Source organism: Luteimonas fraxinea (assembly GCF_021233355.1).
Lineage (GTDB): Bacteria > Pseudomonadota > Gammaproteobacteria > Xanthomonadales > Xanthomonadaceae > Luteimonas > Luteimonas fraxinea.
On record NZ_CP089507.1, the window covers coordinates 891,575 to 904,574 of the forward strand.

12 protein-coding genes are annotated in these 13,000 nt (G+C 69.3%); 4 read left to right on the plus strand and 8 right to left on the minus strand.

The genetic code is table 11. The annotated features are described in order from the left end of the window. Positions 1–3: 3 nt before the first annotated feature. The 4 genes from LU699_RS03950 to sufT form a co-directional block, all read right to left on the minus strand. Complete coding sequence (locus LU699_RS03950; RefSeq protein WP_232134434.1) at positions 4–453, minus strand: hypothetical protein; 450 nt, start codon at positions 451–453, stop codon at positions 4–6. A gap of 85 nt (positions 454–538) precedes the next feature. Then, the gene (locus LU699_RS03955; protein ID WP_232134433.1) at positions 539–2,857 is read right to left on the minus strand and encodes a pre-peptidase C-terminal domain-containing protein; all 2,319 of its coding nucleotides are present in this window, start codon (positions 2,855–2,857) and stop codon (positions 539–541) included. 133 nt (positions 2,858–2,990) lie between these two features. Then, positions 2,991–4,724 carry a S8 family peptidase gene (locus LU699_RS03960; RefSeq protein WP_232134432.1) on the minus strand — a complete coding sequence of 578 codons (1,734 nt, stop codon included), beginning with the start codon at positions 4,722–4,724 and terminating at the stop codon, positions 2,991–2,993. A gap of 460 nt (positions 4,725–5,184) precedes the next feature. Then, complete coding sequence (gene sufT / locus LU699_RS03965; RefSeq protein ID WP_232134431.1) at positions 5,185–5,736, minus strand: putative Fe-S cluster assembly protein SufT; 552 nt, start codon at positions 5,734–5,736, stop codon at positions 5,185–5,187. A gap of 142 nt (positions 5,737–5,878) precedes the next feature. Between sufT and LU699_RS03970 the strand changes: the two genes are divergently transcribed. Beyond that, positions 5,879–6,259, plus strand: coding sequence for a hypothetical protein (locus tag LU699_RS03970; protein WP_232134430.1), 381 nt, complete (start codon positions 5,879–5,881; stop codon positions 6,257–6,259). 13 nt (positions 6,260–6,272) lie between these two features. Here LU699_RS03970 and LU699_RS03975 read toward each other — a convergent pair whose 3' ends face one another. After that, positions 6,273–7,661: an NAD(P)(+) transhydrogenase (Re/Si-specific) subunit beta gene (locus LU699_RS03975; protein ID WP_232134429.1), complete on the minus strand. Its 1,389-nt coding sequence runs from the start codon at positions 7,659–7,661 to the stop codon at positions 6,273–6,275. 40 nt (positions 7,662–7,701) lie between these two features. Then, entirely contained in the window at positions 7,702–8,001 is a 300-nt protein-coding gene (locus LU699_RS03980; protein WP_232115306.1) for an NAD(P) transhydrogenase subunit alpha part 2, read from the minus strand. Positions 8,002–8,137: 136 nt separating this feature from the next. Between LU699_RS03980 and LU699_RS03985 the strand changes: the two genes are divergently transcribed. The 3 genes from LU699_RS03985 to LU699_RS03995 are packed head-to-tail and all read left to right on the plus strand — an operon-like array spanning position 8,138 to position 9,569. Beyond that, positions 8,138–8,749, plus strand: coding sequence for an RNA polymerase sigma factor (locus LU699_RS03985; protein ID WP_425491187.1), 612 nt, complete (start codon positions 8,138–8,140; stop codon positions 8,747–8,749). Further along, positions 8,746–9,123 carry a hypothetical protein gene (locus tag LU699_RS03990; protein ID WP_232134427.1) on the plus strand — a complete coding sequence of 126 codons (378 nt, stop codon included), beginning with the start codon at positions 8,746–8,748 and terminating at the stop codon, positions 9,121–9,123. Before LU699_RS03985 ends, LU699_RS03990 begins: the two co-directional genes overlap by 4 nt. Then, positions 9,120–9,569: a DUF3106 domain-containing protein gene (locus LU699_RS03995; protein WP_425491049.1), complete on the plus strand. Its 450-nt coding sequence runs from the start codon at positions 9,120–9,122 to the stop codon at positions 9,567–9,569. The genes LU699_RS03990 and LU699_RS03995 overlap by 4 nt, the downstream gene beginning before the upstream one ends. An 85-nt stretch (positions 9,570–9,654) precedes the next feature. Here LU699_RS03995 and LU699_RS04000 read toward each other — a convergent pair whose 3' ends face one another. Together LU699_RS04000 and LU699_RS04005 are read right to left on the minus strand one after the other, a co-directional pair. Continuing rightward, positions 9,655–10,767: an NAD(P) transhydrogenase subunit alpha gene (locus tag LU699_RS04000; protein WP_232134425.1), complete on the minus strand. Its 1,113-nt coding sequence runs from the start codon at positions 10,765–10,767 to the stop codon at positions 9,655–9,657. Between the two features lie 81 nt (positions 10,768–10,848). Beyond that, a complete protein-coding gene (locus LU699_RS04005; protein ID WP_336246140.1) occupies positions 10,849–12,996 on the minus strand; it encodes a DUF1631 family protein in 2,148 nt (715 codons plus the stop codon). Positions 12,997–13,000: the final 4 nt, after the last annotated feature.

Below are 13,000 nucleotides of genomic sequence, written 5' to 3' on the forward strand. Positions count from 1 at the left end.
GGCTCAGTCGACCGCGGGTCCGCGCATCCGCATCTCCGGACCCGGACCGATGGTCATGCGACTGTCGGGCTCGGCGTATTCGACGTCGGGCTCGGCATTGAGCGCATCGAGCAGCCGCTGCGCCTGTGCGGCATCGAGCTGGGGATCGACCGAGACGACATCGGCGCCGACCGCGAGCCGGCGCAGCCAGGTCACCTTGCCGGGCACGCCCTTCCCATCAACCAGACCCGCGCTGCGGGCGCTCTGGGCGATGCGGTCGGCGACCAGCGCCGGATCGCGTTCCGGCGCGCTGCCGGGCGTGTAGCGGACGATGAAACGCTGCTGCATGGCGCTGACCTCGGTGGACGTGGTGGCAGGCGGATCGCCGCCCATCGCGCAACCAGACAGCAACAGGGCCGGAACGAAGAACGCGGCGCCGAAGCGCCGCGCGAAATGAGGATGACGTCGGTGCATGGCGGTCTCCGCGGAGCACGCGTCCGCGTGCGACCCCGCGATCATGCCTCCACCCCGGGCGTGCCCGGGGTGAACGCGTGCGCCGTTACCAGGTCGCGACCAGCGATGCGCCGCTGAATGTCGCGTAGGCGTTGACCAGCACGTGGTACGTGCCCGCCGGCGGATTGCTGATGGTGCAGGTTTCGTTGTTGCCGACGACCCAGGAGCGGCAGTCGTAGGCCGTGGTGGTCGGCTGCGAGCCGGCGCGGACGTAGAGATCCGCATCGCCCGTGCCGCCGCTCAGTGCGACGCGCAGGCTGCTGGTGCCGGCCGGCACCTGGATCGTCCAGAACTGCTGGCTGCCCGTGGCACCGGCGAGGCCGGTCACCGGCACGCCGTTCTGCAGACCGCCGTCACCGCCGCCGTCGCTCGGCGGGTTGTGACGCGCCTGCACGCTGACGTTGGCGAACGCGGTCACGCCGACCACCTTCACGTAGTACGTGCCGGCCTCGACGTTGGCGATGCGCACCACCTCGTTGTTGCCCGGACGCTGCGAGATGAAGTCGTAGGCATCGGCCTGCGGCTCTTCATCCTGGCTGACGTACAGCGTGACGTTGCCACTGCCGCCCGAGGTCGTGATCGACAGCGGACCGCTGACGCCTTCCGGCACGGTGATGCTGTAGAGCAGTTCGGCGCCGGCCGCGCCCGACAGGCCCGACACCGGCGTGCGGTTGGTCAGTTCGGTCGCATCCGGCGTGAGGTCACCCACTTCCACCTGCTGGGTGCGGGTGCGGGTGTTGCCCTCGTCGTCGGTGACCGTCAACGCGACCGAGTACACACCGGCTGCGTCGTAGGTCTTGACCGGATTGGCTTCGGTCGAGGTCGTGCCATCGCCGAACGCCCAGGCGTGGCTGACGATGTCGCCGTCGTCGCTTGAGGTGTCGGTGAAGGTCACGGTCAGCGTGTCGTTGTCGACGGTGAAGTCGAAGCCGGCCACCGGCACGCCCGGGGTACCGCCGCCATCGGCGCCGATCGTGTCGACGAACTCCTCGCCCGTGCCCGCGGCATCGAGCCAGTCGCTCAGGCGCGTCGCTGCGGTGCCGCCGCCGGTCCACGAGGTGAACAGTCGGCCGTACCAGTCGACGTGATCCGCGCCCGTCGTCGTGCACGAGGCGTAGCCGCCGTGCAGCTGGCCGATCACGCGGCCTTCGGGGCTGTAGATCGGCGAACCCGACGAACCGCCTTCGGTGGTGCCGCGCTGGTTCCACTGCACCCACAGGTGGGTATTGCCGCTTGCGCCCAGATAGCCTTCCACGCGCAGCGGGTTGTCCGAGTGGGTGATGCGCTTTTCGGCGACGCGCGGGTGATGGATACCGGTCGCGCCTGCCGGGGCGAGATCGCGACGGTCCCAGCCCGACCAGCTCAGATTGAATGCCGGATCGGCGGCGTCGTCGAACTCGAGCAGGGTGAAGTCGGACGCGGCACTGGTCGCGCGGACCACGGCGCCGGTCTGGTTCTGCGCGAGGCTGCCGTCGCCGTTGGCGCCGCTCTCGGCGCTGCCCGGGGTGCGGCAGGTGGAGTTCTGGTAGTTCCAGTAGACGACGATGCTGGCCGCCGCATCCGCGGTACCCATGCCGCAATGGTTCGCGGTCAGGAAGTACATCTTCTGGTCGTTGGCGGTGTTGTTGACCAGCGAGCCGCTGCAGTAGAACGTGCCGAAGCGCGAGTACGCACCGACCGACGGAATCTCGTCGCGGAAGTCGTCGCCGTCCGGGCACACCGTGTCGACGTTGCAGCTGCCCGACACACCCTTCGTCTCGGCCAGCGCGCCTTCACGGGCGAGGCGGCCGAAGCCGACGTAGTCGTGGTTGATGCTGCTCAGGCGCAGCTTGAGCTCGCCCATGCGCGCCTTCGGCACCACCACTTCGATGATCGCGTTGTCGCCCGGCACGATCGGCGTCCACAGACTGCCGCTGGCCTTGTTGTCCGCGGCGGTGAAGGTCTGGATCGCCTCGGGATTGGCGTTCTTGGCCAGGCCTTCGGGATAGACCAGCAGGCGCGCGCCTTCGGGCAGATGGAACTCGGAGAAGCCGAAATTCAGCGACAGCGCGTCCTTCGATTCCACGCGCAGGCGCCAGACCAGATTCCCGCCGGCGATCTCGTCCCAGTCACCGGCGTTGTTCGGCGTCAGGTCGACGGCGTGCGGTGTCGCGAAGCGGATCGGGCGCTGTCCCATCGCGCGATCCTGTCGCGCATCCTCGGCGCGCAGACGCGCGGCGTCGACCGCCGGCATGCGCTTAAGTTCGACCGTCTGTTCGGCCGGCAGCCGGTTGTCGAACGCGGCCGGTCGCGCGTCGCGCGTCGCCGCCGCGGCAGCACCGACCGACAGCGTGCCGGCGGTGATGCATGCGATAAGAGTCTTCATCCTGTTCTCTACCCCTCAGTGGTGACCGATAAAAACGGAGCACACCGCGTGCGGCATGCTCCGCCGGCGACGGACATCACGATCACGATGTCCGCTGCCTGCCCTTCCTCCCCCGGAACTCCCCGAACCCGCCTCAGTTGTGGCTGGCGCGCAGCGTGACCCCGGAGAACGATGTGTAGCCGCGGACCAGCACGTGGTACGTGCCCGCCTGCGGCGTTGCGAACGCGCAGCTCTCGGTATTGCCGGTGCGGTACGGACGGCAGTCGTAGGTCGACGTCGTCGGCGCACTGCCGCGGCGCACGTACAAGTCGGCGTCGCCACTGCCGCCAGAGATCGCGATGACCAGGTTGCTGGCGCCCGACGGCACGGTGAACGTCCACGTGCGCGTGCTGTTGGCCGCACCCGACACGCCGGTGACCGGCACGCCGTTCTGCAGACCGCCGGTGCCGGTGCCCGGATCCGGGTTCGGCACGGTGCCGCCGGTCGCAGCCGCAACGGCCGCTGCCGCATCGACGATGCCCGCACCGATCGGCTGGGACGGCGTCGACGGGAACGCGCGCGCGGTGCTGGTCAGCAGGGTCTTGATCTGCGCCGGTGTCTTGGCCGGATTGGACACCGACTGGATCAGCGCGACGACGCCGGCGACATGCGGCGCCGCCATCGAGGTGCCGTCGTAGGTCGCGTAGCTCTCGCTGCCCGGCGTGGTCTGCCCGCTGTTGAGCGTGGAGACGATGCCCGAACCCGGCGCCGAGATCGTGATGCCGGTGCCGTAGTTGGAGAAGCTCGAACGCGCGCCGGTGCTGGTATTCGACGCCACCGAAATCACGTTGCTGCAGTTGGCCGGCGAGAAGCCCGAGACATTGGCGTTGCTGTTGCCTGCGGCGATGACCAGCGTGGTGCCGCGGTTGACCGCGCCGTTGATCGCGCTCTGCATCGCGCTGCCGCAGGTACCGGCGCCGCCGAGGCTGAGGTTGATGACCTCGGCCGGATTCGCGTTCGCGGGCACGCCGCTGACGGTGCCGCCCGACGCCCAGATCACCGCATCGGCGATGTCGGAGTCGTAACCGCCGCCGCGACCGAGCACGCGCACCGGCACGACCTTCGAATCGGGCGCGGTGCCCGCGACCCCGACGCCGTTGTTGGTGACCGCCGCAACCGTGCCGGCCACGTGCGTGCCGTGCCAGCTCGACGCGCGACCGTTGTAGAAGTCGCCCGGATCACTGGGATCCGCATCGCGCCCGCCGCCGTCACCCGACACCGCGGTATCGATGATGAAGTCGTAGCCGGGAAGAATGTTCGCGTTGAGATCGCTGTGATTGGTGATGCCGGTATCGAGCACCGCGACGACAGCGCCCGCACCCTTGGTGGTGTCCCAGGCGGTGGTCGCGCGGATGCCGCCTGCGCCGGTGCCGAAGCCGTACTGGCTGCTGAAGCGCGGATCGTTCGGGGTCCAGAACACCTGGTTGAGCTTGTCGACTTCGACGAATTCTACGTTCGGGTCGGCGGCGATCTGCCGCATCAGCGATTCGGCGTCCGCGCGGTCGAGCTTGCGGCTGGTGCGCACGACGTCGGCGCCCAGCGTCATGCGCCGGACGTGTTCGAGGCGCAGCTGCTTGCCGCCGCCACTGACCGCGATCCGGCTGGCGGATGCGCGCAGCGCGGTGTCGATCGCGGCCGGGTCGGCCTGGAGCGCCGAGCCGTCGCGGTATTTGACGATGAAGCGGTCGTGGGTGTCGGACGACTGCAGGCCGCCGAGGTTGAGCCGGTCCGTGGCGTTGAGCGACAGCGGCGCCAGGGCCGCGAGCGCGAGGGACGTGGCGGCGACGAGCAGACGACGGCGCGGCGCGTGATACGGGTGATTCGACATCCGATAACCCCCAAACCTGTGGGTGAGAGCCGCGCTTGGGCGGCAGATCGGGAGCCGTCGCCGCCGCCTGAACTCCGGGCAACGCCGACTCCGCAACGAATGCGGACGTGACAAAACTGACCGCAAACTGACGCTACGCGACAGTGCGACCCGTTCGCAACGCAAGAAACCGTTAAAGTTTCATGAATAATGGCGCACACCGTCACATATTGACGATGTGGGTCATGGTTTCGGGATCGAACGCACGCTGAATGGAGTGGGTCAGCGGACGACAGAGTGGATGCGCCGTGTCATCTGGATTCCATTGACACCGGATGACAGCGCGCGCGCCGGCACACCACGAACACAGAGGTTCGCAGGGCGCACTTAAAGACGTTTTCCGGGGACCGCCCTTAGCCAGAGCAATGAGGCGCGCCGCCGGCAGAAACGCGGCTGACGCGGCAGAAAGCCCGCGAATGCGTCAGAGCATGCCGGTTTCGAGGCGCGCGGCTTCCGACATCATCGAGCGGTTCCACGGCGGGTCGAACACGAGTTCCACATCGGCCTCGACGACCGTGGGAATCAGCTCCAGCTTGCTGCGCACGTCGTCGACGAGGATGTCGCCCATGCCACAGCCCGGCGCGGTCAGCGTCATCTTGACCTCGAGCCGGCGCTGGCCATCATCGGTCGGCTGCACCTCGGCCTCGTAGATCAGCCCCAGATCGACGACGTTGATCGGAATTTCGGGATCGAAGCAGGTGCGCAGCTGGTTCCAAACCATGCGCTCCACTGCGGCGTCGTCGGCGCCATCGGGCAGTTCCAGCGGCACCGGCGGCTCCTTGCCGATCGCATCGGCATCGCGGCCGGAGATCCGGAACAGGTTGCCCTCCACGAACAGCGTGTAGCTGCCACCCAGTGCCTGGGTGATGTAGCCGGCGCTGCCCGCGGGCAGGGTCACGTGTTCGCCTGCCGGCACGAGGACGGCGGCGCAATCGCGCTCGAAACGGACGGGTTCGCTGCTGCGGGAGTACATAGGACCATCAGATGGTGGCCAGGGGCGGCCACGACAAGGTCTGTCATTGTATCGCCGCGCGCCGGTATGCTGATCGGCCGTTTCCGCGATGCAGCCTTCCATGCCGCCAAGGCACCACCCCGCGGGCGCCCGGCGCTGGCCGATGGCGACCGCCCTGCTGCTGCTCGGCAGTTTCGGCATCGCTGCCGCCTGGATCCTGCTGGCCGACGCGCGTGGCACGCAGACGAGCTGGATGGCGGTCATCGCCGCGTTCGATGCGGCCTGGTTGCTGCGCCTCGCCCGTGCCCGCCCCGGCGTGTTGCGCGCGCTCGCCGGCACCGTGGCCACCGTGCTGGCGATCGTGATCGCGAACTTCGGCATCGTCGCGTCGCAGCTCGCCCGGCCGATGGGCATGCTGCCTTGGGAGTCGTTGCTCAAACTCGGCCCGCACCATGCGTACACATTGGCGACGCTCGCCAACTCGACGGTCGATCTGGCCTGGCTCGGTGCCGCGCTCGTGATCGCGGCAGTGGCGTCGCGCTGAACCGCGCGGCGGCTCAGTGGCCGCCGTCGAGGGCCTTGAGTTCCGCGACCAGCGCGCCCGCAGCTTCGGCGCCGTCGCCATAGAGCATGCGGGTGTTGTCGGCATAGAACAGCGCATTCTCGATGCCGGCGAAACCGGTGCCCTTGCCGCGCTTGATCACCACGACGTTCTTCGCCAGCACAACATCGAGGATCGGCATGCCGTAGATCGGGCTCTGCGGGTCGGTCTTCGCGACCGGATTGACCACATCGTTCGCGCCGATCACCAGCACCACGTCGGTGTTCGGGAATTCCGGATTGACGTCGTCCATGTCGACGATCAGGTCATAGGGCACGCCGGCCTCGGCCAGCAGCACGTTCATGTGCCCGGGCATGCGCCCGGCGACCGGGTGGATCGCGAAGCGCACCTTGACCCCGCGTTCGATCAGCCGCTGGCTCAGCTCCCAGAGCTTGTGCTGCGCCTGGGCCACAGCCATGCCGTAGCCGGGCACGATCACCACGCGCTCCGCATACGCCATCTGCGCGGCGACATCGGCGGCCTCGATCGGTTTCTGGCTGCCTTCGATCGCCGCCGCGGTGCCGCCGGCGCTGAAGCTCGAGAACAGCACGCTTGCGATCGAGCGGTTCATCGCCTTGGCCATCAACCGCGTCAACAGCATGCCGGCCGCGCCGACCATGGTGCCGGCGATGATCAGCGCCTCGTTGCCCAGCACATAGCCTTCGAACGCGACCGCCAGCCCGGTCAGCGCGTTGTAGAGCGAGATCACCACCGGCATGTCCGCGCCGCCGATCGGCAGCGTCATCAGCACGCCCAGCGCGAGTGCCAGCACGAAGAACACCACGATCGCCGGCACGCCCAGCGCGTGCACGATCAGGCCGCCGGCGATCAGCGCGCCGACGAACACCGCCAGATTGAAGAGCTGCTGGCCGGGGAACACGTAGCGCTTGTCCATGCGCCCGTCGAGCTTGGCCCAGGCGATCACCGAGCCCGACAGCGCGATCGCGCCGATCAATGCGCCCAGCACCGCGAGCACCAGCGACAACCTGGCCGGCGCGCCGCCCGCCGCCGACCAGCGCAGCAGTTCGACCGCACCGATCGCCGCCGCCGAACCGCCGCCCAGGCCGTTGTAGAGCGCGACCATCTGCGGCATGTCGGTGATCGCGACCTTCTTGCCCGACACCCAGGCGAGGCCGGTGCCCAGCGCGATCGCAACCAGCATCAGGCCGATGTTCGCGAGCCCCGGCACGAAGAACGTCGCCACCGTCGCCAGCACCATGCCGACGCCAGCCCACTGGATGCCCGAACGCGCGGTGCGCGGCGAGGCCATGCGCTGCAGGCCGAGCAGGAACAGCGTGGCGGCGATGAAATAGCTGGCAGCGACGAGCCACTGCAGGCCGCTCATGCGACACGTCCTGCGCGCGCGACCAACGGAATGGCGGCCCTCACTCCGGCTTCCCCGGCCGGCCCGACGGCTTGAACATCTCCAGCATCCGCTCTGTCACCACATAGCCGCCGGCGGCGTTGCCCGCCCCCATCAGCACGGCGATGAAGCCGATCGCCTTCTCCAGCGTCGTGTCGGCGTGGCCCAGCACCAGCATCGCGCCGATCAGCACGATGCCGTGGATGAAGTTCGAACCCGACATCAGCGGGGTGTGCAGGATCACCGGCACCCGCGAGATGATCACGTGGCCGGCGATCGCCGCCAGCATGAAGATGTACAGCGCCACGACACCATCGATCATTGCGATTCCCCGGGTCAGTCGCCCGCATCATAACCGCCGTTGAACGGCGTGCCAGCCGCGCGACACCTGCCACGTCAACCGCCGCGCCGGACGCGCGTTGACCTGTGCACACCCCGCCCCTGGCGACGACCCGACGATGGATGGCAGCCACTTTCCCGACCCGCATGCGCACATCGCGCACGGTAGGCTTGGCGACGTGACCGACTCTCCCGTCGCGGCGGACGCCGCCACTCCCGTGCTGCCGACGACGCTGGAAGGCTTTCTCGCCAGCGTCGAACGCCGCGCCTTCCGCTTCGCCGAACTCGGGCTGCGCCACCGCGACGACGCGCTGGACGCGGTGCAGGACGCGATGATCAAGATGCTCGGCTATCGCGACCGTCCGCCGTCGGAATGGACGCCGTTGTTCTGGACGGTGCTGCGCAGCCGGATCATCGACGTGCAGCGCCGACGCACGTTCCGGCTGAGCTGGCTCAGCGATGCGCGCGCGCCGGACGGCGAAGAGATCGACTGGGCCGATGCCGGTCCGGACCCGGCCCGCAACCACGACGGGCGCGAGGCCTGGGGACGATTGGCAAAGGCCTTGCGGCAACTGCCGCGGCGCCAGCGCGAAGCATTTTCGCTGCGCGTGCTCGAAGAATCCGATGTCGAGACCACCGCCCGCATCATGGGATGCGGCGAGGGCTCGGTGAAAACCCATCTGTTCCGCGCCCGCGAAGCGCTGCAGAAGCACCTGGAGGAATTCCGATGAACCGGTCGCACGACCCGCAGGACGATGCCGCGCTGCGCGCGCTCTACGTCCAGGCGCAGGACACGATCACGCCTGCGACCACCACGCGCCTGCATCGCGCACGCCATGCCGCGTCGCAGGCGACCACGCCGGCGCGTCGCGGCTGGGGCATGCCGCTGGCGACCGGATTCGCTGCGGTGTGTGCGCTCGCGATCGGCGCACGCATGCTGATGCCGGCCTCGGATGCGCCGACGGCCACGCCCGTGCTGGCGGCCGCCGAATCGGCCGCGCACATCGACGAAGGCGTCGACGAAGCGCTGGCCGGCTACGACGAATCACCCGACTTCTATCGCTGGCTCGCCGCCAACGAGTCGACCCTGCTTGCCGTGGAATGACCATGTCACTGACCCGAACCGTTCTCCTCGCCACTGCACTGCCACTGCTGCTCCTGTGCGGCAACGCCGCGATCGCCCAGTCCGCGCCGCCGCCGGCCTGGGACCAGCTCACGCCCGCGCAGCGCGAACAACTGATCGGCCCAGTGCGCGAGCGCTGGAACGGCGCCGACGCGCAGGAACGCGGCCGCATGCTCGAGCACGCGCGACGCTGGCAGTCGATGACGCCGGCCGAACGCGCCGAGGCCCGTCACGGCCTGCACAGCTGGAAGCAGCTGCCGCCCGACCAGCGCGAAGAAGCCCGCGCGCTCTACAGCAAGTTGCGCACGCTGCCGGAAGCCGAGCGCGAAGCCCTGCGCGAACGCTGGAAGCAGATGACGCCCGAACAGCGCCGCCGATGGGCCGCGGACAACCCGGCGCCGCCGCGTCGCGAATCGCGCGGCCCCTGATGACGGCGGAGCGCTATCCGCAGGATGGGTAGCGCGCAGTGGAACCAATCGCGTCCCCACTTCACATGCCAGGAAGCCCCCGACTTCAGGCCGCAGCGTCTTCCGCGGCAGCGCGCGCCGGCCACACCGTCTTGGCCAGCAGTTCGTCGCTCCAGTCCGGCGCCAGCGCACCATCGACCAGCAACAGCTGGACGAAATTGAACACGTTGCGCGCGAACATCTCACTCGCGTGCGTGGCGCCCATCGAGGCGAGATCCAGTGGTCCGGCGACGATGACGCCGCCGACATCCACCGTTTCGCCCGGCCGCGTCGCCTCGCAGTTGCCGCCGCTCTCCGCCGCCAGATCGACGATCACGCTGCCCGGCCGCATGCCGGCAACCATCGCCGCGGTGACGATCTTCGGCGCGGGCCGTCCCGGCACCGCCGCTGTGCAGACGACGACGTCGATGCCTCTGAGGTGATCACCGAGACGACGCTGCTGTTCGGCGCGCTCCTCGTCGGTCAGCGCGCGCGCATACCCACCCTCGCCCGCGGCGCTGACGCCGAGATCGAGGAAACGTCCGCCCAAAGATTCGATCTGCTCGCGCGTTTCCGGGCGCACGTCGAAGCCCTCGACCTGCGCGCCGAGCCGCTTCGCGGTCGCGACCGCCTGCAGGCCGGCAACGCCAGCGCCGACGATCAGCACCTTCGACGGCCGGATCGTGCCGGCCGCGGTGGTCAGCATCGGAAAAAAGCGCGGCGCCAGTTGCGCGCCGATCAGCACCGCCTTGTAGCCGGCCATGCCGGCCTGCGAACTGAGCACGTCCATCGACTGCGCGCGCGTCGTGCGCGGCAGGCGTTCGAGCGGAAACGCGATCAATCCGCGCGCGACGATCGCGTCGCCACGTGCGGCATCGGCGTCCGGCTGCAGCACACCGACCAGCGTCGCGCCAGCGTCGAGCTGTTGCAGGCGCCCGATCTCCGGCGGCCGCACGCACAGCACGACATCCGCACCCGACAACGCCGCGTGCGCGTCGTCGACCAGGGCGGCGCCGGCATCGGCATAGGCGTCATCGGAAAAATGAGCAGCGCTGCCAAGTCCACGCTCGACGCGCACCTGCGCGCCGGCTGCCACGAGTTTCTTGCAGGTCTCCGGCGTCAGCGCCACGCGCCGTTCGCCTACCGCGGTTTCACGCGCCACGCCGATCGTCACCGCCATCGACATCGTCCTCGCCTGGAGTCGCGCTCATCCTAGGCCATGTCGCCGGTCGCGGCATGGCGCGCGCCGGCAGCGGATCGATCAGGCTGTGCTGGCTTGCGCCGCGAGTGTCGCCAGCGCCTGGGACACCGCGCCGCCACCGGGACGGGCCTGCAACTGGCCGGCCTCGATCATCGCGTGCAGTTCGGCCGGCATCAGCAGAAATTCGCGCGCGCCCGTCGCGTTGACCAGCAGGCAGGCGCCACTGAGCGAGCTGCGCCACGCGAGCCGCAAGGTCCGCCCCGCGCCTGCGCCGTCAGGCTGCACGAAGCGCTGGCCCTCGGCGAAGGTAGTGTCGGCAAGGCCCGCCTGCGGATCGGCGTCGTCCGGCAACAGCGGGGCGTCGTCGTCGGTCGGCGGCGTCGGCACGTGCACCTGCCGCGCCGTCGGGCTGGCGTGCTCCGCGACCAGGCCGGCCAGCCGCGCCTCGGTGGCGTTCGCGTCGTTGCCGCATTGCGCGCAGCAGTCGCGCAGCGCGGGCAGGATGCCGAGCAGGCGATCGGCGACCGCACTGCCACCGTCGTTCGCGGCCAACCCGTCGGATTCGACCAGCGCATCGCCGAGCGACAGCACTTCGCGATAGCGATCCGAAGTGTCGCCATCGCGCAGCCAGGACTGCGCCAGCGCCTGGCGCCATTCGACATCCAGAAAACCGGCGACCGACGGCAACAGCGGACGACCGTCGAGCCGGCGTGCGAGTTCGATCCGCGACTGGCGTCGCGCTGCATCGAGGCGTTCACGACCACGCAGGGCCTGCCAGGTGCGGCGCTCCACTGCTTCTGCGCGGCGACGGTTCGCGGCGAGCGCACCGTCGATCTGCGCGAGCTGCGCGGGGAACACCCGGCCATCGCCCTGCGATCCGTCGAGCACCGCATCGGCGACACGGTCGGCGAGCGCCTGCTGCTCGATCGACTGCGGGTCGTCGGGATCGATGCCGTCCCACAATTCGACCAGCGCCGACAGCAGCTGCATCGCAGGCGGCGAGGACGGTTCGAACAGATGCGCATCCTCGAGCGCGAGATGCAGCCAGGCCACCGAGAGCAGCGCGAACCGCTCGCGCGCCGCAGGCGTCAGTTGATGGCGCGCGGCGATCAGGTCGAACAACGCACCGATCAGGATCAGCGCCTCGTCCTGCTCGCCGTCGAAGGCGACGGTGTGTCGATCGATGCCGAGACCGCCAGCCACCGCATACAGGCCTTCGCGCAGACGGACCGCGTGCGTGTCGCCGGGCGGCAGATCGCGTTCGGACTGCAGCAGCGCGAGCGTCGACAGGAATTCGTCGCGGCGGAAGCTGCGTTCGGCGGCGTCGAGCTCCGCGCGCCGGGCATCGCGCTGGCGCCGCGCGTGTCGACGCAGCAGATTGCCGCGGGGCGCGTCGGCGCGCGCGGCAGGCGAGGCACCCGGGCCCGCCTGCGCGACCGCGTTGCCCTGCTCCCAGATGCGGGTCTTGTTGGCCGGCAACGTCTCCGTGGAGCCGCCGAGGCCCGCAATCAACGACGCGTGGTCACTGTCGCCCGCCAGGGCGCAGCCGGCTTCGGCCAGACGTGTGTTGCACCAGCCGTAGAGCCCGCCTAGTTCGGCATCGAGCAGCGCTTCATGCCGACGCAGCAAAGACGCACGCAGGCGACGACCACAGTCGCCGGCTTCGAAGGCGCGCAGGAAACTCTCGACGAGAAAACGCGCAGCCAACGGATTGGACGGCCGGCCGCGGTACTGCAGCCGACCGGCTAACGTATGCAGCCGGCGATCGATGATGTCGCGCAGGCTCTCGAATCGCCGATCAAGCGCTTCGGCGACAGGCTGTCCGATCAACTGCGCCTGCAGTTCGTCGTCCGACAGCAGCGAGAACGCGCTGCGCGCATGCGACGCGGGCGGTTCGGGCCATGCGGCGAACACCTCGCCCAGCGCTTTCTGCCAACGATGTTCGTGCTGGATCAGCTCGGCGGCGAGCACGGTCAGGCTGGTCAGATCTTCGGCATCGGCATCACGCGCCAGACTGTCCTGCGTTGCTTCATCGCAGGCGCGCTGCAGGCGCGCGCGTTCGGCGCGCAGGGTTTCGCCGAGCAGCGGCAACAGCCGCGCGGTGGCCTCGCGACGGATTCCTTCCATCAATTGCGCGGGCGTTTCCGTCCGCAGGGCATCGCCCGGTCCTTGCGTCGACACGGGCATCGCGCCCACTCCGTCCCCCATAAGA